The sequence below is a fragment of the Cellulophaga algicola DSM 14237 genome (genome assembly GCF_000186265.1).
GTDB lineage: Bacteria > Bacteroidota > Bacteroidia > Flavobacteriales > Flavobacteriaceae > Cellulophaga > Cellulophaga algicola.
In genome coordinates, this window is record NC_014934.1 from 650,793 (window position 1) to 673,316 (window position 22,524).

The window sequence follows — 22,524 nt, forward strand, 5'->3', positions numbered from 1 at the left end:
TTTTTTTGTGAGATTAGGTTAAAATTACTCTGCGTAAAGCGCTAAGTTTGATATGACCGAATTTGGTTCCACAAACTCAATGGCTACTTTCTGTTGGTCTTTTACCATACGAATCCCATCCAATATAATCTTGTCATTTTCAGACAACCCTTTATCTACAACAAATAAGTCTTTCATTTCTGCTGCTACATGAATTAAACGTTGTTTGACAATATTATCTTTGTCTACTACAAAAACATATTTCTTATCTAAAATTTCAAAGGTTGATTTTTGAGGAATAATCAACACATCTTTAAAAGGAATTTTCATTAAAATACTACCTGTTTCCCCATGGCGAAGTATGCCATCTGGATTATCAAAGGTTGCTCTAAAAGCTATATTCCCCGTCTGATTATTAAAATCTGCTTCAATAGTCTCTACTATTCCTGTTTGATTAAAGACTTTATTATTCGCCATTAATAACCCAACAGACTTTTTTACATCTTTATCTTTACTCGTGATATAGTCTAGATATTCTGATTCTGGAACATTAAAATACACCCACATTTTACTATTATCAGATAGTGTTGTTAACAACTCTCCTTCATCTAAAAGACTACCTTCACGCACATGCAAGTGATTCATAATTCCTGCAAAAGGGGCTTTAATTGCCGTAAAGCCTAAATGTGTTTTTGCCAGTGACACTTCTGCATTAGCTTTATCAAAATTTGCTTTAGCCATTAAAAGTTCATTTTCTGAAACTACCTTTCCGTCTGCTAATAATTGCGTATTCTTTAATTCAATTTCTGCAACCTTAGCTTCAGCAGCAGCTTTTTGTAAATCTGCCTGATATACATTTGGCATAATTTGAAACATAGCCTGTCCTTTTTTCAAATTCTGACCTTCATCAACCGAAATATGTTGTAAATATCCTTTTTCCAGTGCACGAATTTCTATATGTCTTATAGAATGAATTTGACTAACATAATCTTTAGTTATAGAGGTGTCTTTTTTCACAGGACTGGTTACAAGAAATTTAGCTTCTTCTTGTTTTTCCTCTTTTTTTGTACCGCAGCTTGTTAATATCAATAACACAAGCACGCCAATAAACATAGGAGTTTTACTCATAGTTTTACTAGATTAAATAATTTATTTTTTTAGTTTGAAATAGCAGCAAGCCTAAATCTTATTTAATTAAGACTCACCAATTTGATTTGTAAAAATTTTAAAACGGATAATTGGTAACCCTAGAAGTAGTAGGCTACCTAAAAATATATCAGATGCGATATACTTGAAAACGTTCATAATGTTTAAAAGAAACCATTACACGTTTAGCTTCAAAAGAAAGTGTATTTTTCTGAAGTTTACTTGAAAGATGTATCGCTATATCATCATTTGAAAAGAGAACAAAAAAAGTGTTACTACTTAATTTTTCTTGTGAAGAATTTTTTTCTTCATTCTCTTCTTCAACATCTGTAATTTCAGCAAAATGTTTTTCATGTGAGTTTAAATCAAGAGCTTCTACTAACTCATGAATAGACTGTTCATCATTCAAGTGATCACCAAAAAGATCTAAAGATTTAAAGTTTTGAAATACAAAGGAGTCTCCAATATTGGAGGTATTGGCATTGCATCCGCTTGCTATTAGAATACAAATTAGAAGTAAAAATTGCCCAATTGCCTTTTTCATCAAGGGAGCAAAACTATACTATGAAATAGAAGTGCACAAACATATGCTTGTTAAAAAAAGTTAAATTAAAAAATAAATCTAATTATTACACTTTCAATAATTTAGGAGCTTAATTTTAAGAATAGTACACATCTAGACTCTTTTAAATAGCTTTACATCAATTAAAACAAATACCGCCTCTTATCGTTATTTTCGCAATAGTATCCCCATAATACTACTGCACCAACAAAATAAAGTTCCTATTTTACTAACGCTCCAATTTATCACCGTGAATTCTACTTCCTTTTTCTAATACAATTTAAAAAGCTTAAGTTTAGGATACGAACTAATCACCAATTAAAATTTTAGATCAAAATGAAAAAAAAACCAATACTCTATTTTACATTACTAGCAACAACCCTATTCTTTTCATGTAAAGAGACCCCAAAAGAAACCGTAGTACCAGAAACTCTAGAGCAAAAGGCGCATCGTATACATGAAAATGTAATTACTATTGACACCCACAATGATATCAATGTGGCTAATTTTACGGATAGCATTAATTATACAGAACGTTTGGATACGCAAATAAACTTACCAAAAATGGAAGAAGGCGGTTTAGATGTCTCTTGGTTGATTGTATATACAGGCCAAGACTCACTAACACCTTCTGGCTACAAAAAGGCAGCAAAAAATGCAATGGAGAAATTTGCTGCTATCCATAAGTTATGTGAACAAATTGCTCCGGATAAAATTGAATTAGCCCTAACTTCTGAAGATGTAAGACGCATCAATAGTGCCGGTAAAAAAGTAGCGATGATAGGTGTTGAAAATGCTTATCCTATTGGAGAAGATCTTTCTAATTTTAAAAAATATTATGATTTGGGTGCCCGTTATATTTCATTAGCACACAATGGCCATAGTCAGTTTTCTGATTCTAATACAGGAGAAAATGATAGCATTTGGCTTTACAATGGTTTAAGTGATTTGGGCAAACAAGGAATTACAGCGATGAATAAGCTCGGGATAATGATAGACATATCACATCCTTCCAAGGAAGCCATGAAACAAATGATTACCTTATCTAAAGCTCCTATAATAGCATCTCACTCTTCTGCTCGTGCTCTTTGTAATCATAGTAGAAATTTAGATGATGAGCAATTACTTCTTCTAAAAGAAAATGGGGGCGTAGTACAAACCGTTGCTTTTAGCTCCTACCTAAATACCGAAAAGCATGAGGCAAGAGCAGCGTATATGAAAAATAGCTATAAAAAAATTGCAGACTCGCTTGATATTAAATTATATGATCGTTCAGAAATTAGCACTCTTTCCGATATTGAAAAGAAAGTATTTTTTAGTAATTATACAAAAGTGAAAAAAATTGGAGATGAACTAGCTGCTACTGATAAAAAAGCACCACCAGCAGTAAATGTATCTGATTTTATTGATCACGTAGATTACCTTGTGAAACTAATAGGCATTGATCATGTAGGCTTAAGTTCTGACTTTGATGGTGGTGGCGGAATTGAAGGTTGGGCAGATGCTTCTGAAACGTACAACGTAACCTTAGAACTAGTAAAAAGAGGATATTCCGAAGAAGATATTGCTAAACTTTGGGGAGGTAATTTACTTCGCGTTTTAGATGAAGTACAAGCTATTTCTAAAACTATATAACAAAGAATGGGTAAAACTATGCTGTTTTACCCATTCTTTCATTTTCTATATCTTTTAAAAGAATTTCAAATTTTGAATCGGTAAGCGGTTTGCTAATAAAATCTTTAACCACCTTATATTCTTTAGACTTTTCTATATCAACAGAAAAAATAGAAGAACTTAATATATAAATTCTAGTTTTGTTTTCTATATCTGGAATTTTGCAGAATTCATCCAAAAAATCCCAACCATCCATAATAGGCATATTTAAATCTAAGAAGATTACTTCTGGTAAAGTTTGATTTGTTTTAACGAGTGTTACCAAATCATCCAAAGCCTCTTCACCGTCTTCAAACACCATAATATTTGAACAGAATTTACCATTGCTATTTAAAATAACTTTTGTTCCATATACAAATATCGGATCATCATCAATAATACAAACAGTATCAATTTTCATAGTGTTCACAATAAAAACTAGACACAAATGTAAGATAAATCTTATAACAACAAAAGAACTTGCCTTTTAAATTGATTTCAACAACCATTCTTTTTCGCTATTACATTCTTTTTCAAAAGATAATTTAAAATTATTTTTTTCATAAAACCGTATTAAGCCCTCTTCCTCAATGGTTAACCAAAAATAATTATCAGGATAATACTGTTTTAAGCTCTTTAACCATAAGGAACCTAAATCTTCTCCTCTCCTAGCTTCTAAAACCCATAAATACCCAATATAATAACTTTTTGATGCTAATAATAGCTGTGCTTCCTCTTTAAAAAATTGCATATCTGCAGTTATATCTTTAAAAAGAATACCTCCAGCAATTACTTTGTTCTCTTCTTTTAGTACAAATATTTCTGAAGTAGCACTCCCCTTTTCCCAAACTAACTGTAAGGCTTCTTGCCAATCTACAGGTAATATCTTAAAAAAATCATCTGGATTACCGGTATGTTTTAAAAATTCTAGAGCCATAATTTTACTTTTACAAAAGACCCCAAGACCATAATTTATCAGAATCTTCAAACCAACGATCTCCAATATCGGTGCGGTAATAACAGTTGTTAATAATTACAGTATTGATACGGTTATACATCATTTTCTGTGCATCTTTCATGGTTAGCCCAGTACCTGTGACTAACAAGGCTATGCCAGTATTCCCTGTAATTAACCACTGGTCATTTACAATTTTTAAGTGCATAGGATGAATACCTTCTAAGCTATCTTTTTTTAAAATAACAACGGCATCTTTTGAAAAGAGCTCAAATGTTTTTTTATCCTCATATGGGAACGGAGGTACCACTACAAAAGCCCCTACTTGAAATCCTTTTTTTACTTGAAGTTGAAATTTGTGTCCAGAAGCTACTTTATACAATAATTCTCCAATAGGCTCTGTTATTCCTGCTCGCTGAATAAATATCTGAGGAAAACCAAAACGAGATGTAAATTCTAAAGGATAAATTCCATGTCCGTTTACAATACAGTTTAAATCTATATGTCCAAAAAAATTATTTTTGGCAAGTATGGCTTCCATTTTCTTGAGTGTTTTATCAAAAATTGGAGAGTCTTTTACCCAAAACATGCTACTCCCCATCTCTCCTGTAGAAACCCCTAATTCTTTAGGGAATAGTTTTTTATGCTCAAAAGTGATGTTTATTGGTGTTAGAAACTCTACACCATTAAAAAATGCAGATACAGAAATTTCTACGCCTTTTACTTTTCGCTGCAATTGAAAGGTGCCAAAATCATCTCCCCAAGATTTTTCATAGGCTTTTAATACCCGCACCACATCCTGGCCAGAATCATCATTACCTACAAAAAGCAATTGTTTTAATTCCTGTGTTTCCCCAGATGGTTTTATCACATAGGCATTTGGGTTTGCTTCTACATATTTAATTGCCTCTTTAAACGTTTCAAATTCCTTAAAAGGCAGTATATTAATTTTATGTCTTTTAAGTTCTTCCTGCCCAAAATTACGGTCTAGCTCTAAGGCGTCTGTGTACTCCGTACCTCCAAAGACTAATTTTCCTTGTGCACGTAACTCTTGACAAATAGCACCATTCCCTGTATAATCAAAAATTAAAACATCTGCCCAATCCACATGCTTCTTCCAATCTTGTACTTTTTTTACAAAGCCATAGCCTATTTCTTTGGAAGCTTTATCTTCTACATATAATTTAACCTCATTGCCTTCCTGAAGTGTTGCGTTAGCGATATCTAATGCTTCTCCCCAACGAGAAATAAAAAGAAACTTTTTTTTAACCTGAACTATTTTTCGCAATTTGTTATGCTTTTTTTTAGGTGATAAAGGCGCATATTAAAACTAACATGCGCTCTTTTAAATTATTTAATTGTTTTAATTAATTTTAAATCTGTAATCGTTAAAACTTCATGAGTTTCATTTTCTTCGTCTTGAAACTCTTCAGAGGTATAGGTAACTTCAAAGTCTGTTCCTATTAATTTTCTATCGGCCATATTGTATTTTGCCCCTGCTTTTTCTTCTAAATTTTTAAAGGCATAGGTATTAAAATCTTCTTCAGAAGAAAAATAATATACCCCGTCATCTACACCTTCATAAGTTACGGTGATTGTTATAGCGTCTTGGCTAGTTTTCAAAAAAGAAGTAATTAATAATAAAATAGAGATTGCTATTATTTTCATGATTTTTAGAACTAAATTAATGATGTAATTGATGTATAAGTTTTCCAATGATTTACCCTACATACCTAGTATGCAAGTGGTAAGAATAAAATCACTATATTTTGCTTATCGTTCGTTTAAATAAAACATTAGAAAAGATCATCTCTTTTTTCTGATAAAAAAAAGGATGAATTTTCATCAATTGGAAGTAAGAAATCTGTTCTGATGTTCGGTTTTCCAAACTATGGAATGTTTTTGATATTGATTTCAAAATAACCAAAAACCCGAAATTATTATTTTTCTTCAAGGTGCTCTCCCAATCAGGGGTTAAACACAAAATTTAAGATACAAATGAAGTAAAAAAACAGATATCTTTTTCAATTATTTTCAAGATAATTTGATGCTAAAAAATACCGTAACTTTGCTATAAAAAAAGAGCTTTTGTACACAATTATCGATATTGAAACTACAGGGAATGGTATTCAAGGAAACAAGATTACAGAAATTTCTATTTTTAAATATGACGGTTATGATGTTATTGAAGAATTTACCACACTTATAAATCCTGAAGCAGAAATTCCGTATTTTATTACAGGGTTAACAGGAATTGATAATACTATGGTTCGCAATGCTCCAAAATTTTCTGAGGTTGCGGATCAAATCTTAAAGATTACAGAAGAAACCATATTTGTTGCCCATAATGTAAGTTTTGATTACAATATTATAAAGCACGAATTTAAAGCTATTGGAGTAGATTTTATACGCCAAAAACTATGTACTGTTCGTCTGTCGAGAAAATTATTTCCAGGATACAACAGCTACAGCCTGGGTAAACTTTGCACAGCATTAAAAATTCCGCTTACAGATAGACATAGAGCTAGAGGCGACGCAGAAGCTACAACCATTTTATTCGAAAAATTATTACGTGTTGATGCTACTGGTGAAGTTTTTAAATCATTCCTTAATGCACGTTCTCAAGAAGCCACTTTACCTCCAGGGTTGCCAAAATCTGACTTCGATAACTTACCAAATACTCCTGGCATTTACTTCTTTAAGAATGCTAAAGGAAAAATAATATATGTAGGCAAAGCTATTGATATAAAGAAAAGAGTATTGAGTCATTTTTATGACAAAACAACTAAAGAGATTGCAATGTGTCAAGAGACCTCAGCAATAGATTTTGAACTTTCTGGAAGTGAGATAATGGCTTTATTAATGGAATCTGACGCTATAAAACACCATTATCCAGACTATAACCGCGCCCAGAAAAAAAAGGTACAGCCCTTTGGAATATTTACCTACGAAGACCGTAATGGCATTATGCATTTAGCGTGGAATACTCAAAAAATGGCTCCCAATTCCTTTTATACGTTATATTCAAAAACAGCAAGTCGCACCTTTTTACAGGAGCTTTGTAAAACGTATAAACTGTGTCCTAAGTTCTGCCATTTACAAGAAAATGTACCACAATGTTCTCATTATGATATTTTAGAATGTGAAGGTATTTGCAGAGGCACAGAAGAAATTGAAGCTTATAATGCTAAAGTTAAACAAGCTATAAGTGATGTTCAATCTAAAAACGAAAACTTTATTATTCGTGAAAAAGGCAGAACCCTAGATGAATCTGGAGTTATACTTGTTCAGGACAATACTTATATGGGGTATGGCTTTGTGGAAAATGAAATAGCGATTGAAACTATTGATGACCTAACGCCGTTTATCACTCCACAAAAAAACACCTTTGAAACAGAAAGGCTAATCGCTAATTTTATTCAAAAAAATACCAGTAAAATCTTTGTTTTGCATCAAAACTAGACTAAGATTATTTCTTTTTTTCACTATTGATAAATGAAATAATAATTAGGACTAAGGTAATACATACGGCAGCAAAAATGCCTATCAATACAATTCCGTAATTCCAATTCACTAAAGATATTACTAGCTTATTCATAATTTATTAGGTTGATTTATCATGCAAAATTAACACTGGAGACTAGAAATAAAAATGATAAAAATCATAAAAATCATAAAACGAAAAAAAAAGACCATCAACAGCTTGTTGATGGTCTTAAAATTTATTTTCTAATTAATGTTATAATGTCGTTGGGCAAACATAATCTGTAACTTCTGCACCGTCCGCTTTTAAAGCTGCAAAGCCCCCTGCAACATCAACCAAATTATGGATTCCTCTACTTTTTAAAATTGAAGCTGCGATTACCGATCGATAGCCTCCTGCGCAATGCACGAAAAAGGTTTCTTTTTCAGGAAATTCGGTTAAATAATCATTCAAAGAACTCAAAGGAGTATTCTCAGCATTTTTTACGTGCTCAGATAAGTATTCTGTTTCTTTACGAACATCGAATACAGGTGTGTGCTTAGCTTTAATTGCTGCCACAGCTTCGGCTGCTGGCACAGATGTAATGGTATCATAATCTTTCGATGCCTTTTTCCAAGCTTCGAATCCGCCTTTTAAGAAACCTATAGTTCCATCAAAACCTACACGAGATAAACGGGTAATAGCTTCTTCTTCTTTGCCATCTGGGGTTACTAAAAGTAAAGGCTGATCTACATCTGCGATTAGCGCACCTACCCATGGAGCAAAATCGCCATTCAATCCAATAAAAATAGAACGTGGAATATGTCCTTTCACAAAATCATTCTGATGTCTTACATCTAAAACTATAGCCCCAGTTTCATTAGCAGCTACTTCAAAAGCATCCGGTGTCAAGGCTGTAGTACCTCGTTCTAAAACTTCATCAAAATCTTCATAACCTTCTTTATTCATCTTCACGTTCAATGGAAAATATTTTGGTGGAGGCAAAAGTCCGTCGGTAACTTCTTTGATAAATTCATCTCTCGTCATATCTGCACGGAGGGCATAGTTCATTTTTTTCTGATTCCCTAAGGTATCTACGGTCTCTTTCATCATGTTCTTACCACATGCTGATCCAGCCCCGTGCGCTGGGTATACAATTACATCATCTGCCAAAGGCATTAATTTAGTTCGTAAACTATCAAACAGCGTACCTGCCAGCTGCTCCTGCGTCATATCTGCGGCCTTTTGTGCTAAATCTGGTCGCCCAACGTCTCCTAAAAACAAGGTGTCTCCAGAGAAAATTGCATGATCTTTTCCATTCTTGTCTTTCAATAGAAAAGTAGAACTTTCCATCGTATGTCCAGGTGTATGTACTACCTTAATCGTTATTTCGCCTAATTTAAACTCTTGCCCGTCTTTAGCAATAATGGCTTCAAAAGAAGGATTTGCAAGAGGACCGTATATAATTGGTGCTCCTGTTTCCTTAGATAATGTAACATGCCCACTAACAAAATCTGCATGAAAATGGGTTTCAAAAATATATTTTATTTTCGCTTTATCATTCGCTGCTCTTTTAATGTAAGGACCAACTTCTCTTAACGGATCAATGATAGCCACCTCCCCATTACTTTCAATATAATAAGCCCCTTGCGCTAAGCATCCTGTGTATATTTGTTCTATCTTCATATCTATATTTTTTTATCTTGATAAAAAACATCCTAATTATTCTTTTGATCTAAGCTCTATCAATCCTTATTACATTTATATTTTAACTCAATTCTTAGGGTAAAAGTAGATTAAATTATACCCATTGTCAGTAACAATAGTTACACTCTAAATTGATTTTGATAGGCTACTTTACCTTTTAAACTAGAAACTGAACTTGGATCATCAAAACATGCTACCGCTTCTTTTATTTTTACAAAGAGAAATTCTTTATGCAATTCATTTATAATTCCACTATTAAAGATAATATCTCGAGTTGGCCCTATAGCACCTGCGATATAGAATTGTATATTTCTATCATGAATTTCTCTTATCACCTTTGTTAATGCTTGTGCTCCTGTAGAATCTATATAATTGATAGCTTCTGCATTGAGAATTACGCCTTTTAATTTTAGTCCTTTTTTATCAATTTCATGAAATAATTGATTTTTAAAAAACCCAACATTCCCAAAATACAATTGCGCATCAAAACGAATAATAAGTAAATCCTCGCGATTGATTACCTCATCTGCAAAACGTGTTATATTTTTATAGTAATCTGTATCTTTTATATTTCCCAAGACCGCAAAATGCGGATTAGAAGTTCTGTAGACCATTAGCAAAAGAGAACTCATTACCCCTACCAATATCCCTTGAGGAATACCGATGAATAGTGTAACGAAGAAAGTTATTAGTAAAACAACAAACTCATCTTTTCGCTTATGCCATAATTGTTTAGCGTACGCCACATCAATCAATCCAATTACAGAAACCATTATAATACTTGCCAAAGCTGCATTAGGTAAATAGTAAAAAACTGGCGTTAAAAACAATAACGTACCAATAACCATTAGTACACTAAATAAAGCGGATAAATTGGTCTTTGCTCCTGCTTCGCCATTAATAGCAGATCTTGAAAAACTAGCTGTAGAAGAATAAGATTGAAAAAATGACCCTACAATATTACCCAAACCTAATGCAATTAATTCTTGATTGGCTATAATAGTTTCTTCGCCCGCTTTTTCTTCTAAGGCTTTCCCTATAGAGATTGTTTCCAGATAACCTACCAAAGCTAATGTTAGCGCAATTGGCCACAAACTTATTACAGTACTCCATTGTAATGATGGCATAGAAAAACTTGGTAACCCTGTTGGTATTACACCTACAACATGTACCCCATATTGTTCTAATTTAAATAAATATACTGCTAAAACTCCGAGTATAACGACAATTAAAATGGCAGGAATTCTTTTATTAATTTTTTTGAAAATAAGAATAATTATAATTCCAAATAGTCCTATGGCAAAATCATACGGATTAGTTTCCGCTATTTTCTGAAAAGCATTGAGGACTAGTTGGTGAAACATTTTACTGCTCTCTATTGGTGCTCCTAACAAATGTTTTAATTGGCTAAAAATAATAACAAATGCTGCTGCAGAAGTAAAACCACTGATTACAGGTCTTGATAAGAAATTTACTAAAAAACCCATTTTCAATACCCCTAATAAAAGCTGAATTACGCCAACCATGAACGCCAATAGTATAGCCATGGTCACATAATTCTCTACCCCGATGATACTTAAAGCTCCTAAACCTGCTGCTACCAAAAGTGAGTCCATTGCTACTGGACCAACAGATACTTGTCTAGAAGTACCAAAAACCATATACATCAATACCGGAAAAAGTGCTGCATACAACCCATAAACAGGTGGCAAACCGGCAATCATAGCATAAGCCATACCCTGCGGAACCAATATGATACCTACCGTAAGGCCTGCTATTAAATCTTTAGAAAGATTGCTTTTCTTATACTTCGGCAACCATTTCAGTATCGGAATATATTTTTGCATCCGTCAAATTTATACTTAATTTTTGTCATGATAAGTAACCTAAGTTACGCATGAAATTTTCACAAGATTATTTTAATCCGAAATAGAAATCAACATTGTATATTCTGCTTCATCTCCTTCCAATCTTGAGAAGCCATCAGAAAGGTTTTTTTGATCCACGGCATACGGATAAAAAGTAATCGGTTCAATACAAACCATATTATTCACTTCTGTCCATAACATAAAGTTCCCAAAACCCTTGGTCTTTATCGTTACGGTATTTTTATCTCTTAATTTAATTTCTGTACAATCTGCTATTTGAAAGGCTCTATTCCCCACTTCTAAAATAGCTGCAAGAGAAATTTCTCTAGCGTTTGCGATAATGGTTGGATTGTCTGTTACTAGATTAAAAGCAGGATGATATCCTAACATATAAGGCATTCCCGAAACTCCCGAAATAAGAAAACGAACTTCTAAACCCGCTTCTGAAAGTGTAAATATTTTCTTAAATATAAAATCATAAGGCCATTGTAATAATTCTTCAGTAGACTTTTCGGGGAATTTAGAATTTTTAATTGCTGTTCCCGCAGTATAGGCTTTTTGAAAAATAGCTCCTGTCTCCGTGGCTTCTATTCGCTCATAAACCATCTCACGAAGTAAACCATGTTGATCTTGAATTGCTTCTCCTCTTGGAGTGCTTACGCTAAAATTAGCAGCTGCAGTTGGACCTATGATTGGAAACATTTCGGTATCTGCATTACGCCAACCCGGACTTCCTTTCTGATGAATATATTCTTGATCCGCTACTTGAAAACTTACCAATTCTCCTGCATCAATCTGTACCGTTTGGTTCTTATAAGAAAGTGTTGTCATACTATTATTGATGTATTAATCTATAAATTAAAATTGCTGTTCTTTTCGTTAAGGCCTCTATTGTATTTAGGTTTACAGTTTCTTCTGGAGTATGCGCTCCTGTACCCATTGTTCCTAGGCCATCTAAAGCATCTACATATGCTGCAACAAATGAAGTATCTGCCGCTCCTCTTTTTCCGGGGTCATATGCAATAACTTCTCCTTGTTTTAAATCTAAGCTTACTTGATTCAATTGTTTTAAAAGATCTAAATTTCCTGCTGTAGGACCCATTGCCGGATAACTATCTTCAAAATGTATCGTTGCTGAAGTATTCGGTAAATTTTTTGCGACAATTTCTCGCATCTTATTACGTGCATTTTCTTTTTGCGCTTCAGACATAAATCTTAATCCGCCTTTTACCAATGCCGTTTGTGCTACAACATTTGTTTTGCCAAAAGCATCTCCTTTACCTGTTTTTACATCATAATCTATAAAGGTACCCCCTAATAATATTCCAGGATTAAAGCTTAAATACTCTTCTCCTTTTACCTCTTCGTAAAAACTATTTAATATTCTTGACATTTCAAATATAGCTCCAGCACCTGTAGCTTCATTAAAAATACCTGAAGAGTGAGCTCTTTCACCAGTCACCTCAACTTCCCACCCTGAAGAACCACGCCGTGCAACCGTAGCATAATTAAACCCTGTAGATGTTTCAAAACCTAAGGCTATATCACTTTTTTTTGCAGCAGCAACTAGATCTTTTCTACTAATAGTCAATGGTTTGCCTGTACTTTCTTCATCGCCTGTAAAAGCTGCAATAATTTGAGCGTTTTCAAGTAATCCGTTTTCTTGTAAAGCTTTTAAAGCATACAAGATTATTACATTTCCACCTTTCATATCATTCCCTCCAGGTGCGTGGGCTATACTATCATTGACCATTTCAAATTTCTGAAACGGACTATCTTCCTCAAAAACAGTATCTAAATGACCAATTAGCAATAATTTCTTTCCTTTTTTTCCAGAAGTTTCTGCAAATAAATGTCCAGATCTATTTAGCTCCGATGGCATCTCTATCCAACTTGTTCTAAAATTTATAGCATCAAAAGCATCTTTAAAAACAATACCCACTTTTTTCACCCCTTCAATATTAAGAGTACCACTATTTATATTGACTACTTTTTCTAAAAATTGTATTGCTTCTGAGTTATTCTTTTCAACACTTGAAATAATTTTTTTCTCCGTTTTTGATAATTTCTGAGAGAATCCGCTCAAAGAAATTGTAATCAAAAGAATAAAGAGATATTGATTTTTTTTCATAATGCTGATTTTATTTTTTTCAGTTTAATCAAACTTTATTGCTTTCACTGGGGTAATTTTTGTTATGATATAAGAAGGCACAATAAGCATTAGTAAACATAAAATCATCACCCCTATATTTAAACTTACTATTGCGGTAAGACTAATATGTACCGGAATATATTCAATGTAATATTCTTTAGGGTTTGGAAACTTAAACATTCTAAACTTGTCTTGCGCCCATATAATACCCAAGCCAATTAAATTTCCTAAAAACAATCCAATACTAATTAAATAGGCTGCATTGTATAAAAATATTTTACGAATACTCCAATCATCTGCCCCCAATGCTTTTAAAATTCCAATCATTGTCGTACGCTCTAATATCAATACTAATAGTGCAGTAATCATATTAATACCCCCTACAATAATCATAATACCAATAATCAAAGCCGTATTAAAATCGAATAAATCTATCCATTGAAATATATGACCATAATTATCTTTTATAGTCCTGGTATCTAATGTGGATAAGGTTTGTCCGTAGATTTCAATACTTTTTTCGTCAATGGAATCAAAATCGTCTAAAAAGATTTCAAAATTACCAATTTGATTATCCTCCCATTTATTCATACGTTGAATATGGCGTATATCCATAAAAACATACGTAGCATCAAATTCTTCAAAACCGCTATCATAAATACCAACAATCTTAGATTTTTGTTGGTTTGGCATTTTAGAAGGATCATTATCTCTTAAAAAAACGGACAGGAATGTATCGCCTAATTTTAATTTAAGCTTGTTTGCTAATAAGCTAGAAATTAAAACTTCATCTGTTCGCTCCCCTGAAAAATCTGGCAATCTACCATCAACCAAATATTCTTTAAAAACATCCCAGTTGTAATCTTTGCCTACACCTTTGGCTAAAATACCTTCTACTGTTTCTTCTGTTCTAACAATTCCGCCTTTACTAGCAACAGCTTGTATGTGCTTTATTCCAGTTATATTTTTGAATTCTGGATAAAAATCTTGTTCTAAAAAAACGGGCACCACAGAAACATCAGATCTGTTATTGTCAAAATTACTGATTTGAATATGCCCATTAAAAGCGGCTACTTTCTCTCTAATTTTCTTCTTAAGTCCGTCTCCCGTAGCTATCGCAATTAGCATCATCACAATACTTATTGTAATTGCTGCAATTGCTATTTTTATTATCGGAGCCGAAATACTATTTTTATGCCCTTTACCAGCCGAAAGGCGCTTTGCAATAAAATATTCTAAATTCAATTTATGATGCTTTTTCCTTGTCTCAAAAATACATTTTTATTATTGGTTTTAGTGTTTTCTTCTTGTGGAAAGACAAAGAAGACTACAATTAACACTACTGAAACCGTAAATATAAAAGTTGAAAAAGCAATAGATACACCTTTGGTTATCGCTGCTAATAAGACAAAAACATACGTACCGCTGTTAAAAGGTAAAAATATTGCGATCGTTGCCAACCAAACTAGTGTAGTTTTCAATAAAAAGGGATACACACATATTGTAGACTCCTTACTAACATTAAAGGTTTCCATATCAAAAGTATTTGCTCCAGAACATGGGTTTAGAGGAGAAGTTGATGCGGGTGAACATGTAAAAGATGGTTTAGATAAAAAAACAGGCTTACCGCTTGTTTCGCTCTATGGAAAAAATAGAAAACCCTCTAAAGAGCAATTGAAGGATATTGATTTAGTATTATTTGACATTCAAGATGTTGGTGTTCGGTTCTATACCTATATTGCCACCTTACAACTTGTTATGGAAGCATGTGCCGAAAATAATATTCCCGTAATAGTTTTAGACAGACCTAACCCTAATGCCCATTATGTAGATGGCCCAACAATGGAAGCCAAACACACTAGTTTTTTAGGAATGACAGAAATACCGCTTGTATACGGAATGACTATTGGCGAATATGCAGAAATGATTAATGAAGAAGGTTGGCTCGCTCACGGCAATAAAGCCCACCTAACAGTAATTCCGATGGAGCACTATTCTCACAATTCTTTCTATAGCCTACCCATTAGGCCTTCTCCTAATTTACCAAACGACTTATCTATAAAACTATACCCTAGTTTAGGACTTTTTGAAGGTACCGATGTTAATGCTGGACGCGGAACAGAATTTCAGTTTCAACGTTATGGTGCTCCGTTTTTAGATAAAACCCATTACGATTTTTCCTATACACCGGCAGCTAATTTTGGAGCTAAATACCCAAAACATAAGAGTGAAATCTGTTTTGGTACCGATTTAACGAAAGTGGATACTACACGCCTAAATTTAGTGGATTTACAATGGATTATTGATGCATATACCCATACTACAGACAAAAGCTTATTTTTCTTAACCAGTGGATTTACAAAACATGCCGGAACGGAAGAACTTCAAAAACAGATTGAGGCCGGAATGACTGCCGAAGAAATTAGAAAAACATGGCAGACTGATATTTTAAATTTTAAAAAGATTAGGAGTAAGTATCTGATTTATAACTAGTATTAGATTTTCTTCAAAAAAAAATTACTTATGCAACTACTTTTATGAAAATTGTTAAAGCCACTACAGAAGACAGCAAGTTACTGTCTGAAATAGGAAAAGAAGCATTTTTACAAGCTCATGGTAAAAGTGCTCCAGAAAAAGATATAGAAGCATTTACCGCTAAGTATTATACGGAAACTGCATTTTATGAGGAACTAAATAATCCAGACAATATTTATTATTTAATATATAGCGATGATCGTGTGGCTGGATATTCTAAAATTGCATTTAATCAAACGCACCCAAACATTCCTGAAAAAAACATTACCAAATTAGACAGGATCTATCTACTACAAGAGTTTCATGGTCAAAATTTAGGAACTATCTTATTTAACCATAACGTAGCACTGTCCAAAAAAGAAAATCAATTAGGCATATGGCTTTATGTGTGGACAGAAAATGAGAAGGCTCTCCGGTTTTATAAAAAAAGTGGGTTTATCATTGTTGGGTCTCATGCTTATCAAATTTCAGAAACACATACCAACCCAAATCACGTATTATTCTTAAAATATTAAGTTACTTTTCTATATTAGTTGGCTTTCTATACCTATGAAAAGGTTGCTTTAAGAGTAATCGTATCGTTCCATTTTCTGCTTCATCAGGAAATGTATCTACACCATACACGATAGCTTCACGATCATAGGTCATAAAAGTGCCAAAAATACGATCCCAAATAGAAAATATATTTCCGTAGTTGGCATCTGTATACGGTAGCATATAATGATGGTGCACCTTATGCATATCTGGTGATACCAAGACCCAGCTTAAGACCTTATCTACTTTTTTAGGTAATTTATTTGCATGTGTAAATTGTGCAGCTATCAACGATACTGATTGATATAACATTACAATACCAATTGGCGCGCCGACTACCACAACACCAAACAATGTAAATGCAAAACGTATAACACTTTCAAAAGGGTGATGCCTGTTTGCGGTTGTAGTATCTACGTGATGGTCTGTATGATGCACCAAATGTACCATCCAAAGTAATTTTACTTTGTGCTCTGTATAATGCGCTACGTAAGCACCAAAAAAATCTAACAATAACAAGCCTAAAAGCACATACGCCCAGTAGGGTAATGGCAACCAATTAATAATTCCAAAATTAGCTTCTACTGTCCAATCACTAGTTTTTAGCAATAGAAAGGCTAAAGCAAAATTTATGAGTACCGTTGTTCCTGTAAAGAATAAATTTGGTAAGGCATGCTTCCATTTCTTATACTTAAAAAACACTAAAGGGATAGCTCCTTCCAACAGCCAAAAAAAAGAAATACCACCCACTAAAAGTAATGATCGGTGTAAAGAAGGTATTGTTTCAAAGTAATGTATCAGTGCTTCCATCTGTTTAAATATATAAAATTAAACCGAAAAGAACGCTAACATACACTTAGCCAATACGTTTCTTCATTTCTTCTACTATATTGTATGCTGCAGGGCAAATAGCCACGTTCTTGATCGTCAAATTACTAATCTGTTGAAATTTTTTACGATCGGTATGCGGGAATTCTCTGCATGCCTTTGGCCGTACATCATAGATAGAACAATAATTATCTACCCCTAAAAAAGTACACGGTACTTGTTGTAGCACATAATCATTCTCATCATCTATGCGCAAATATTGATCTATAAACTGTTGTGGTTTTTGCCTAAAATGTTTTGAGATACGCTCAACATCTGCGTTTGTAAATAACGGACCCGTGGTTTTGCAGCAATTAGCACATTCTAAACAATCTGTACGTTCAAATTCTTTTTCATGCAGTTCTTGCATGAGGTAATCTAAATTCTTAGGTGCTTTTTTTTTAAGCTTCGTAAAGAATTTCTTATTCTCATTCTGCTTGTCCTTCGCAAGCTTTGGAAGTTGTGCTATAAATTCTTCCATTATTTTAACATGCTTAAAGCCGTTTCATACAAATCTCTACTCCAACCCTCAGAAACCTTTCCAATCTCCGTTGCGAGTATCGGCTGTTTCTCTACGATTGTTTTGCCCATTTCAGAACCATAAAAATCATTAACTTCTTTTTTTTGATCTTCTGTTAATTTTTCTCCATCTGCAACTAATTGCTTCCCTGCTTCTGATTGATAAAAGGCATTCATTTTTTTTATTTCCTCATGTGTAAAATTTTTCTCGTACACGGGTGCCAATTGCGTTAGTATCTCATCAACATGCTTTTCCTTATTCGCTTCCAAATAATCCCAACCGGATGCATTTTCTGTTGTTTTCGGAAACTGATTCCCTAACATTTTCAACAATTCATCATAAGCATAATTGTACTGCTTTGCTGTTCCGTTACTTTTAATATAGGTCAACACATCTTCTTGAAAAGTAGTTTCTTGACCACAGCTCGTTAAAGTAATTAATAAGAATACTACTGAAATATTTTTTATTAGTTTCATCTGATCGTGTTTTATTTTTGTTAATGGGTTAAAATGCTCAATTTTGCTGCAAATTACAAATTAAATGCAAACTGATATTTTAGGCACAGCAGTTTTAGATTTTCAAAACGGAAACTATACTACAGATATAAAAACCTATTCATCCTTAGATGAGGAAGATATAATCCCTGTTCCCTATTTATTTCGTTCGTATAAAGAAATGCCTCTTTTAGAAAAAAAAGCTTTAGAACTAGCCAAAGGTGCTATTTTAGATGTTGGTTGTGGCGCAGGAAGCCACAGCTTATACTTACAAGAGAATGGCAAAAATGTAACTGCCTTAGATTCTTCTAATGGTGCCATTGAAGTTTGTAAAGCGAGAGGTATTAAAAATACGATATGCACTGATCTTTACAACTATAAAGGCGAAAAATTTGATACGATTCTTCTTTTAATGAACGGTATTGGCTTGGCAGGAAAACTAAATCAAGTAAATAAATTTCTAACCCAATTAAAATCCTTTTTAAATCCTGGGGGGCAAATACTCCTTGATTCAAGTGACATCTTATATATGTTTGATCCCGATGAAGATGGTGGTTATTGGATTCCTGAGGTTGAATACTACGGAGAAGTGTCTTTTGAAATGGAATACAAATCTAATAAAAGTGAATCTTTTAATTGGTTATACCTGGATTACAATACCTTACAAAGAGCTGCCGTGGCAAATAATTTAGAATGTGAGCTAATAAAAGAAGGTGAACATTTTGATTATTTAGCTAAACTTACCTTAAAACAACAATAGTTTTTTCGTAAATACGTTAGTTTAGATGATCTATGATCTAATTTGATCCATGCCGTTATGAAAAAAAGTTTCCCCGTTGTTCTTTTATTAGCCCTATTTGTTTTTGTTAATTGCTCGAAAAGCACGAGTACAGACACTGATAATTCTGGATCTACAGACCCAAATCAAACCGTTAATAAAATTCCTAATCTACAAGGCACGGGAGACTCCGCTAACGATTTTTTAGCCAACACAAATTTTGACAAGCTTTTAATAGAAATAGGATATGTAACTGGTTTTAAGCCGGATGAAACCGCTATTGATGATTTTGTAGAATTTATTAAAGAAACTACTTTTAAAGAAACCGTTGAAATACAATACTTAGAATTAAGCTCTTCAGGAAAAGAAAGTCTATCGATAAATGAGGTAGATGAAATTATCCAAGAAGAAAGAACAGCCTATAATACAGATGATACTTTAGCACTTTTTATTTACTTTTCTGATGCGCCTTCTGATGAAGATGAACCTGAAGAAGATTTAGTGACATTAGGTGCGGCATTTAGAAATACCTCTTTGGTTCTTTATGAATCTACAATAAGAGATTTAGCAGGGAAGTCTTTCTTGATATCTACAGGAACTGTTGAGACAGCTACCTTACATCATGAATTAGGTCATTTATTAGGTTTAGTGAATATAGGCACAACTATGGTAAACCCACACGAAGGCACCTTTACCGATGATGATGATCAAGAACAACCTAGCCAACATTGCAATCAAGATGGTTGTTTAATGCGTGCAGAATTAGAGTTTGGAGCTGCTATGAATAAAGCAATTACTGCTAAAAACGGACAAGTACCAGAATTGGATGTTGAATGCTTACGTGATCTAAAAGCTAACGGCGGAAGGTAATTGGTTCATGGCAATTTCAATTATTGCAACCGCAAAGCAAACAGAACTATTAAAAAAAATCAAATTCAAGCAATGGTATCGTGAGCAAGTAACGACTTCAAGAAAACCATGAGAGGTAACATCAAATTTAAATAGTAAGACCCTACAACTAAGGGATATTTAAATACTTATGGGTTTGCAAGGATACTTTCCACTTTGGATTTTTCATCACATAATCAACAATAAGTGGTACCATTTTATCACGAACACTCCATTCTGGTTGTAAATATAAAATACATTCTTTATTGGTTTTTGCTGCTTGTTCTTCTGCAAAAATAAAATCGTGCTTATTAAAAATAATCATTTTTAATTCATGAGCTTCATCATAAATTCTACCTTCTGGCAATTTATTTTTCTTAGGAGAAAGGCAAATCCAATCCCAAACTCCAGTAAGTGGATACGCTCCAGAAGTTTCAATATGTGTTTGAAGATTTCTTGCTTTTAAACCTTTGGTCAAAGGCCCCATATCCCACGTAAGTGGTTCTCCTCCAGTAATAACAATAGTGTCAGAATACTTGGCTGCATTAGAAATAATAGTTTCAGTTGCTGTTGGCGGGTGGGTATCTGCATTCCAGCTTTCTTTCACATCACACCAATGGCAACCCACATCACAACCACCTACGCGAATAAAATAAGCTGCTGTACCTTTATGGAAACCTTCTCCTTGAATTGTATAAAACTCTTCCATCAAAGGCAACATTTCTCCTTTATTGACCAATGCCAAAACATCATTTTCTACCATCTTGCAAAGATACATTTTACTTATGAAAGTAGCACATAACAAGCAAATTTGTCCTTATAAGGTTCTAAGAGAGATTACATTTTAAAAGTTGCCTAAAAAACCCTTATTTTTATACAAAATTTACTTCAATGAGTACCAAAGACGAATTTCTCTCCTATATAGAAGAAGGCTACAAAACAAAAGGAGAATTTATAACCATGGGATCTGCTATTTTAGATGGAGAAACTATAACAAACGCTTTTGTTAAAATACCTTTGAAAACATTAAACAGACATGGTTTAATTGCGGGAGCAACAGGTACCGGAAAAACTAAAACGCTACAGGTTCTTGCCGAAAATCTTTCAGAAAAAGGGATTCCTGTGATGCTGATGGATTTAAAAGGCGATTTAAGTGGTATTGCACAACCAAGTCCTGGACATGCTAAAATTGAGGAACGCCATGCTAAAATTGGTATCCCATTTAAAGCTAAAGGTTTTCCTGTAGAAATTTTATCACTCTCGGAGCAAGATGGTGTAAAATTAAGAGCAACAGTTTCTGAGTTTGGACCTATTTTACTTTCCAGAATTTTAGATTTATCTGAAACACAAGAAGGGATTGTTGCTGTAATTTTTAAATACTGTGATGATAATAAATTACCGCTGTTAGATTTAAAAGATTTTAAAAAGGTACTACAATATGCTACTGATGGTGGCAAAGAAGAATTCAAAGAAAATTACGGCCGCATCAGCACTAGTTCTACAGGTACTATTCTTAGAAAAGTGATTGAATTAGAGCAGCAAGGTGCTGAGCTTTTCTTCGGTGAAAAATCATTTGATGTTAACGATTTAACACGTATAGATAAAAATGGAAACGGCTATATAAATATATTACGATTAACTGATATTCAAGACCGACCAAAATTATTCTCTACATTTATGCTGAGTTTATTGGCCGAAATATACAGTACGTTCCCTGAACAAGGAGATAGCGATAAACCTGAGTTAGTCTTATTTATTGATGAAGCTCATTTAATTTTTGATGAGGCATCTAAAGCACTTATCAACCAAATTGAAAATATTGTAAAACTTATCCGTTCTAAAGGAATCGGAATTTACTTTGTCACACAAAACCCAACAGATGTTCCCAATGATGTATTAGCTCAATTAGGTCTAAAAGTACAGCATGCCTTAAGAGCCTTCACAGCAAGAGATCGAAAAGCAATTAAACTTACTGCCGAAAATTATCCTGAATCTGAGTACTACGACACCAAAGAGGTATTAACTTCTTTAGGTATTGGCGAAGCATTAATTTCTGCCCTTGATGAAAAAGGAAGACCTACGCCATTAGCTGCTACTATGCTTAGAGCTCCCATGAGCAGAATGGATGTTTTAACGGAAAGCGAATTAAGCACACTGATTAAAAAATCTAAATTGGTTAAAAAATATGAAGATATTATAGACCGTGAAAGTGCCTACGAACTTCTAAATGAAAAAATAGAAAAAGCAGAAGCACAGGCTGAAATCGAAAAAGAAAAACCAAAAACCACAAAATCTTCTTTTAGAAGCAGAACGAGTACAAGACAAAACCCTATCATAAAAGTGTTAACCAGCGCTACCTTTATTCGTGGAGTTTTAGGGGTCTTGAAAAAAGTGATGCGTTAAAAAAATTGTTTAAAAACTAA

General features: G+C 33.5%; 23 protein-coding genes. 7 read left to right on the forward strand and 16 right to left on the reverse strand.

The features are described 5' to 3' along the window. Positions 1–24: 24 nt before the first annotated feature. Together CELAL_RS02730 and CELAL_RS02735 are read right to left on the reverse strand one after the other, a co-directional pair. Positions 25–1,107 (reverse strand): efflux RND transporter periplasmic adaptor subunit, encoded by a 1,083-nt coding sequence (locus CELAL_RS02730; protein ID WP_041557447.1) that lies wholly within the window; start codon positions 1,105–1,107, stop codon positions 25–27. Between the two features lie 148 nt (positions 1,108–1,255). Then, positions 1,256–1,669: a hypothetical protein gene (locus tag CELAL_RS02735; protein ID WP_013549385.1), complete on the reverse strand. Its 414-nt coding sequence runs from the start codon at positions 1,667–1,669 to the stop codon at positions 1,256–1,258. A gap of 354 nt (positions 1,670–2,023) precedes the next feature. Here CELAL_RS02735 and CELAL_RS02740 point away from each other — a divergent pair, with 354 nt between their 5' ends. Then, the gene (locus CELAL_RS02740; RefSeq protein WP_013549386.1) at positions 2,024–3,322 is read left to right on the forward strand and encodes a dipeptidase; all 1,299 of its coding nucleotides are present in this window, start codon (positions 2,024–2,026) and stop codon (positions 3,320–3,322) included. A 16-nt stretch (positions 3,323–3,338) separates the two neighbouring features. Here CELAL_RS02740 and CELAL_RS02745 read toward each other — a convergent pair whose 3' ends face one another. The 4 genes from CELAL_RS02745 to CELAL_RS02760 all read right to left on the reverse strand — a co-directional run bounded on the left by CELAL_RS02745 (position 3,339) and on the right by CELAL_RS02760 (position 5,963). Further along, positions 3,339–3,761: a response regulator gene (locus CELAL_RS02745; RefSeq protein WP_041557449.1), complete on the reverse strand. Its 423-nt coding sequence runs from the start codon at positions 3,759–3,761 to the stop codon at positions 3,339–3,341. Between the two features lie 66 nt (positions 3,762–3,827). Then, on the reverse strand, positions 3,828–4,277 hold the full coding sequence (locus tag CELAL_RS02750; protein ID WP_013549388.1) for a GNAT family N-acetyltransferase: 450 nt from the start codon (positions 4,275–4,277) through the stop codon (positions 3,828–3,830). A gap of 10 nt (positions 4,278–4,287) precedes the next feature. Then, a complete protein-coding gene (locus tag CELAL_RS02755) occupies positions 4,288–5,583 on the reverse strand; it encodes a phosphoribosylamine--glycine ligase (RefSeq protein ID WP_013549389.1) in 1,296 nt (431 codons plus the stop codon). A 62-nt stretch (positions 5,584–5,645) separates the two neighbouring features. Further along, positions 5,646–5,963 (reverse strand): hypothetical protein, encoded by a 318-nt coding sequence (locus tag CELAL_RS02760; RefSeq protein ID WP_013549390.1) that lies wholly within the window; start codon positions 5,961–5,963, stop codon positions 5,646–5,648. Between the two features lie 420 nt (positions 5,964–6,383). Between CELAL_RS02760 and CELAL_RS02765 the strand changes: the two genes are divergently transcribed. Further along, positions 6,384–7,757, forward strand: a complete 1,374-nt coding sequence (locus CELAL_RS02765; protein WP_013549391.1) for an exonuclease domain-containing protein — start codon at positions 6,384–6,386, stop codon at positions 7,755–7,757. Between the two features lie 7 nt (positions 7,758–7,764). On the opposite strand, the gene CELAL_RS22710 is transcribed toward CELAL_RS02765, so the two are convergent. The 6 genes from CELAL_RS22710 to CELAL_RS02790 form a co-directional block, all read right to left on the reverse strand. Next, complete coding sequence (locus CELAL_RS22710; RefSeq protein WP_013549392.1) at positions 7,765–7,893, reverse strand: hypothetical protein; 129 nt, start codon at positions 7,891–7,893, stop codon at positions 7,765–7,767. A 141-nt stretch (positions 7,894–8,034) separates the two neighbouring features. Beyond that, the gene (locus tag CELAL_RS02770) at positions 8,035–9,444 is read right to left on the reverse strand and encodes an MBL fold metallo-hydrolase (RefSeq protein ID WP_013549393.1); all 1,410 of its coding nucleotides are present in this window, start codon (positions 9,442–9,444) and stop codon (positions 8,035–8,037) included. Positions 9,445–9,584: 140 nt separating this feature from the next. Then, the gene (locus CELAL_RS02775; protein WP_013549394.1) at positions 9,585–11,312 is read right to left on the reverse strand and encodes a SulP family inorganic anion transporter; all 1,728 of its coding nucleotides are present in this window, start codon (positions 11,310–11,312) and stop codon (positions 9,585–9,587) included. A gap of 72 nt (positions 11,313–11,384) precedes the next feature. Further along, positions 11,385–12,164, reverse strand: a complete 780-nt coding sequence (locus tag CELAL_RS02780) for an aldose epimerase family protein (RefSeq protein ID WP_013549395.1) — start codon at positions 12,162–12,164, stop codon at positions 11,385–11,387. 4 nt (positions 12,165–12,168) lie between these two features. After that, positions 12,169–13,464, reverse strand: a complete 1,296-nt coding sequence (locus CELAL_RS02785; RefSeq protein ID WP_013549396.1) for a M20/M25/M40 family metallo-hydrolase — start codon at positions 13,462–13,464, stop codon at positions 12,169–12,171. A 24-nt stretch (positions 13,465–13,488) separates the two neighbouring features. Further along, the gene (locus CELAL_RS02790) at positions 13,489–14,730 is read right to left on the reverse strand and encodes an ABC transporter permease (protein ID WP_013549397.1); all 1,242 of its coding nucleotides are present in this window, start codon (positions 14,728–14,730) and stop codon (positions 13,489–13,491) included. Between the two features lie 6 nt (positions 14,731–14,736). Here CELAL_RS02790 and CELAL_RS02795 point away from each other — a divergent pair, with 6 nt between their 5' ends. Both CELAL_RS02795 and CELAL_RS02800 read left to right on the forward strand, forming a co-directional pair. Then, the gene (locus CELAL_RS02795; RefSeq protein WP_013549398.1) at positions 14,737–15,978 is read left to right on the forward strand and encodes an exo-beta-N-acetylmuramidase NamZ family protein; all 1,242 of its coding nucleotides are present in this window, start codon (positions 14,737–14,739) and stop codon (positions 15,976–15,978) included. Positions 15,979–16,022: 44 nt separating this feature from the next. Next, positions 16,023–16,535 (forward strand): GNAT family N-acetyltransferase, encoded by a 513-nt coding sequence (locus CELAL_RS02800; protein WP_013549399.1) that lies wholly within the window; start codon positions 16,023–16,025, stop codon positions 16,533–16,535. Position 16,536: 1 nt separating this feature from the next. On the opposite strand, the gene CELAL_RS02805 is transcribed toward CELAL_RS02800, so the two are convergent. Genes CELAL_RS02805 through CELAL_RS02815 form a run of 3 tightly spaced genes read right to left on the reverse strand, consistent with a single transcriptional unit; the run spans position 16,537 to position 18,417 of the window. Then, positions 16,537–17,364 (reverse strand): sterol desaturase family protein, encoded by an 828-nt coding sequence (locus CELAL_RS02805; RefSeq protein ID WP_013549400.1) that lies wholly within the window; start codon positions 17,362–17,364, stop codon positions 16,537–16,539. Between the two features lie 46 nt (positions 17,365–17,410). Then, complete coding sequence (locus CELAL_RS02810) at positions 17,411–17,902, reverse strand: YkgJ family cysteine cluster protein (RefSeq protein WP_013549401.1); 492 nt, start codon at positions 17,900–17,902, stop codon at positions 17,411–17,413. Beyond that, positions 17,902–18,417, reverse strand: coding sequence for a DUF2059 domain-containing protein (locus tag CELAL_RS02815; protein WP_013549402.1), 516 nt, complete (start codon positions 18,415–18,417; stop codon positions 17,902–17,904). The genes CELAL_RS02810 and CELAL_RS02815 overlap by 1 nt, the downstream gene beginning before the upstream one ends. A gap of 64 nt (positions 18,418–18,481) precedes the next feature. Here CELAL_RS02815 and CELAL_RS02820 point away from each other — a divergent pair, with 64 nt between their 5' ends. Together CELAL_RS02820 and CELAL_RS02825 are read left to right on the forward strand one after the other, a co-directional pair. After that, on the forward strand, positions 18,482–19,195 hold the full coding sequence (locus CELAL_RS02820) for a class I SAM-dependent methyltransferase (RefSeq protein WP_013549403.1): 714 nt from the start codon (positions 18,482–18,484) through the stop codon (positions 19,193–19,195). Between the two features lie 57 nt (positions 19,196–19,252). Further along, entirely contained in the window at positions 19,253–20,083 is an 831-nt protein-coding gene (locus tag CELAL_RS02825) for a hypothetical protein (RefSeq protein WP_013549404.1), read from the forward strand. 148 nt (positions 20,084–20,231) lie between these two features. Here CELAL_RS02825 and CELAL_RS02830 read toward each other — a convergent pair whose 3' ends face one another. After that, a complete protein-coding gene (locus CELAL_RS02830) occupies positions 20,232–20,864 on the reverse strand; it encodes a 7-carboxy-7-deazaguanine synthase QueE (RefSeq protein ID WP_041557452.1) in 633 nt (210 codons plus the stop codon). Between the two features lie 128 nt (positions 20,865–20,992). Between CELAL_RS02830 and CELAL_RS02835 the strand changes: the two genes are divergently transcribed. Beyond that, positions 20,993–22,504, forward strand: a complete 1,512-nt coding sequence (locus tag CELAL_RS02835) for a helicase HerA-like domain-containing protein (RefSeq protein ID WP_013549406.1) — start codon at positions 20,993–20,995, stop codon at positions 22,502–22,504. Positions 22,505–22,524 lie beyond the last annotated feature (20 nt).

Coding starts and splice junctions, on each gene's coding strand:
- CELAL_RS02730 (WP_041557447.1), bottom strand. CDS start 1,107: ATGAGTAAAACTCCTATGTTTATTGGCGTGCTTGTGTTATTGATATTA.
- CELAL_RS02735 (WP_013549385.1), bottom strand. CDS start 1,669: ATGAAAAAGGCAATTGGGCAATTTTTACTTCTAATTTGTATTCTAATA.
- CELAL_RS02740 (WP_013549386.1), top strand. CDS start 2,024: ATGAAAAAAAAACCAATACTCTATTTTACATTACTAGCAACAACCCTA.
- CELAL_RS02745 (WP_041557449.1), bottom strand. CDS start 3,761: ATGAAAATTGATACTGTTTGTATTATTGATGATGATCCGATATTTGTA.
- CELAL_RS02750 (WP_013549388.1), bottom strand. CDS start 4,277: ATGGCTCTAGAATTTTTAAAACATACCGGTAATCCAGATGATTTTTTT.
- CELAL_RS02760 (WP_013549390.1), bottom strand. CDS start 5,963: ATGAAAATAATAGCAATCTCTATTTTATTATTAATTACTTCTTTTTTG.
- CELAL_RS22710 (WP_013549392.1), bottom strand. CDS start 7,893: ATGAATAAGCTAGTAATATCTTTAGTGAATTGGAATTACGGAATTGTA.
- CELAL_RS02770 (WP_013549393.1), bottom strand. CDS start 9,444: ATGAAGATAGAACAAATATACACAGGATGCTTAGCGCAAGGGGCTTAT.
- CELAL_RS02775 (WP_013549394.1), bottom strand. CDS start 11,312: ATGCAAAAATATATTCCGATACTGAAATGGTTGCCGAAGTATAAGAAA.
- CELAL_RS02780 (WP_013549395.1), bottom strand. CDS start 12,164: ATGACAACACTTTCTTATAAGAACCAAACGGTACAGATTGATGCAGGA.
- CELAL_RS02785 (WP_013549396.1), bottom strand. CDS start 13,464: ATGAAAAAAAATCAATATCTCTTTATTCTTTTGATTACAATTTCTTTG.
- CELAL_RS02795 (WP_013549398.1), top strand. CDS start 14,737: ATGCTTTTTCCTTGTCTCAAAAATACATTTTTATTATTGGTTTTAGTG.
- CELAL_RS02800 (WP_013549399.1), top strand. CDS start 16,023: ATGAAAATTGTTAAAGCCACTACAGAAGACAGCAAGTTACTGTCTGAA.
- CELAL_RS02805 (WP_013549400.1), bottom strand. CDS start 17,364: ATGGAAGCACTGATACATTACTTTGAAACAATACCTTCTTTACACCGA.
- CELAL_RS02810 (WP_013549401.1), bottom strand. CDS start 17,902: ATGGAAGAATTTATAGCACAACTTCCAAAGCTTGCGAAGGACAAGCAG.
- CELAL_RS02815 (WP_013549402.1), bottom strand. CDS start 18,417: ATGAAACTAATAAAAAATATTTCAGTAGTATTCTTATTAATTACTTTA.
- CELAL_RS02820 (WP_013549403.1), top strand. CDS start 18,482: ATGCAAACTGATATTTTAGGCACAGCAGTTTTAGATTTTCAAAACGGA.
- CELAL_RS02825 (WP_013549404.1), top strand. CDS start 19,253: ATGAAAAAAAGTTTCCCCGTTGTTCTTTTATTAGCCCTATTTGTTTTT.
- CELAL_RS02830 (WP_041557452.1), bottom strand. CDS start 20,864: ATGGTAGAAAATGATGTTTTGGCATTGGTCAATAAAGGAGAAATGTTG.
- CELAL_RS02835 (WP_013549406.1), top strand. CDS start 20,993: ATGAGTACCAAAGACGAATTTCTCTCCTATATAGAAGAAGGCTACAAA.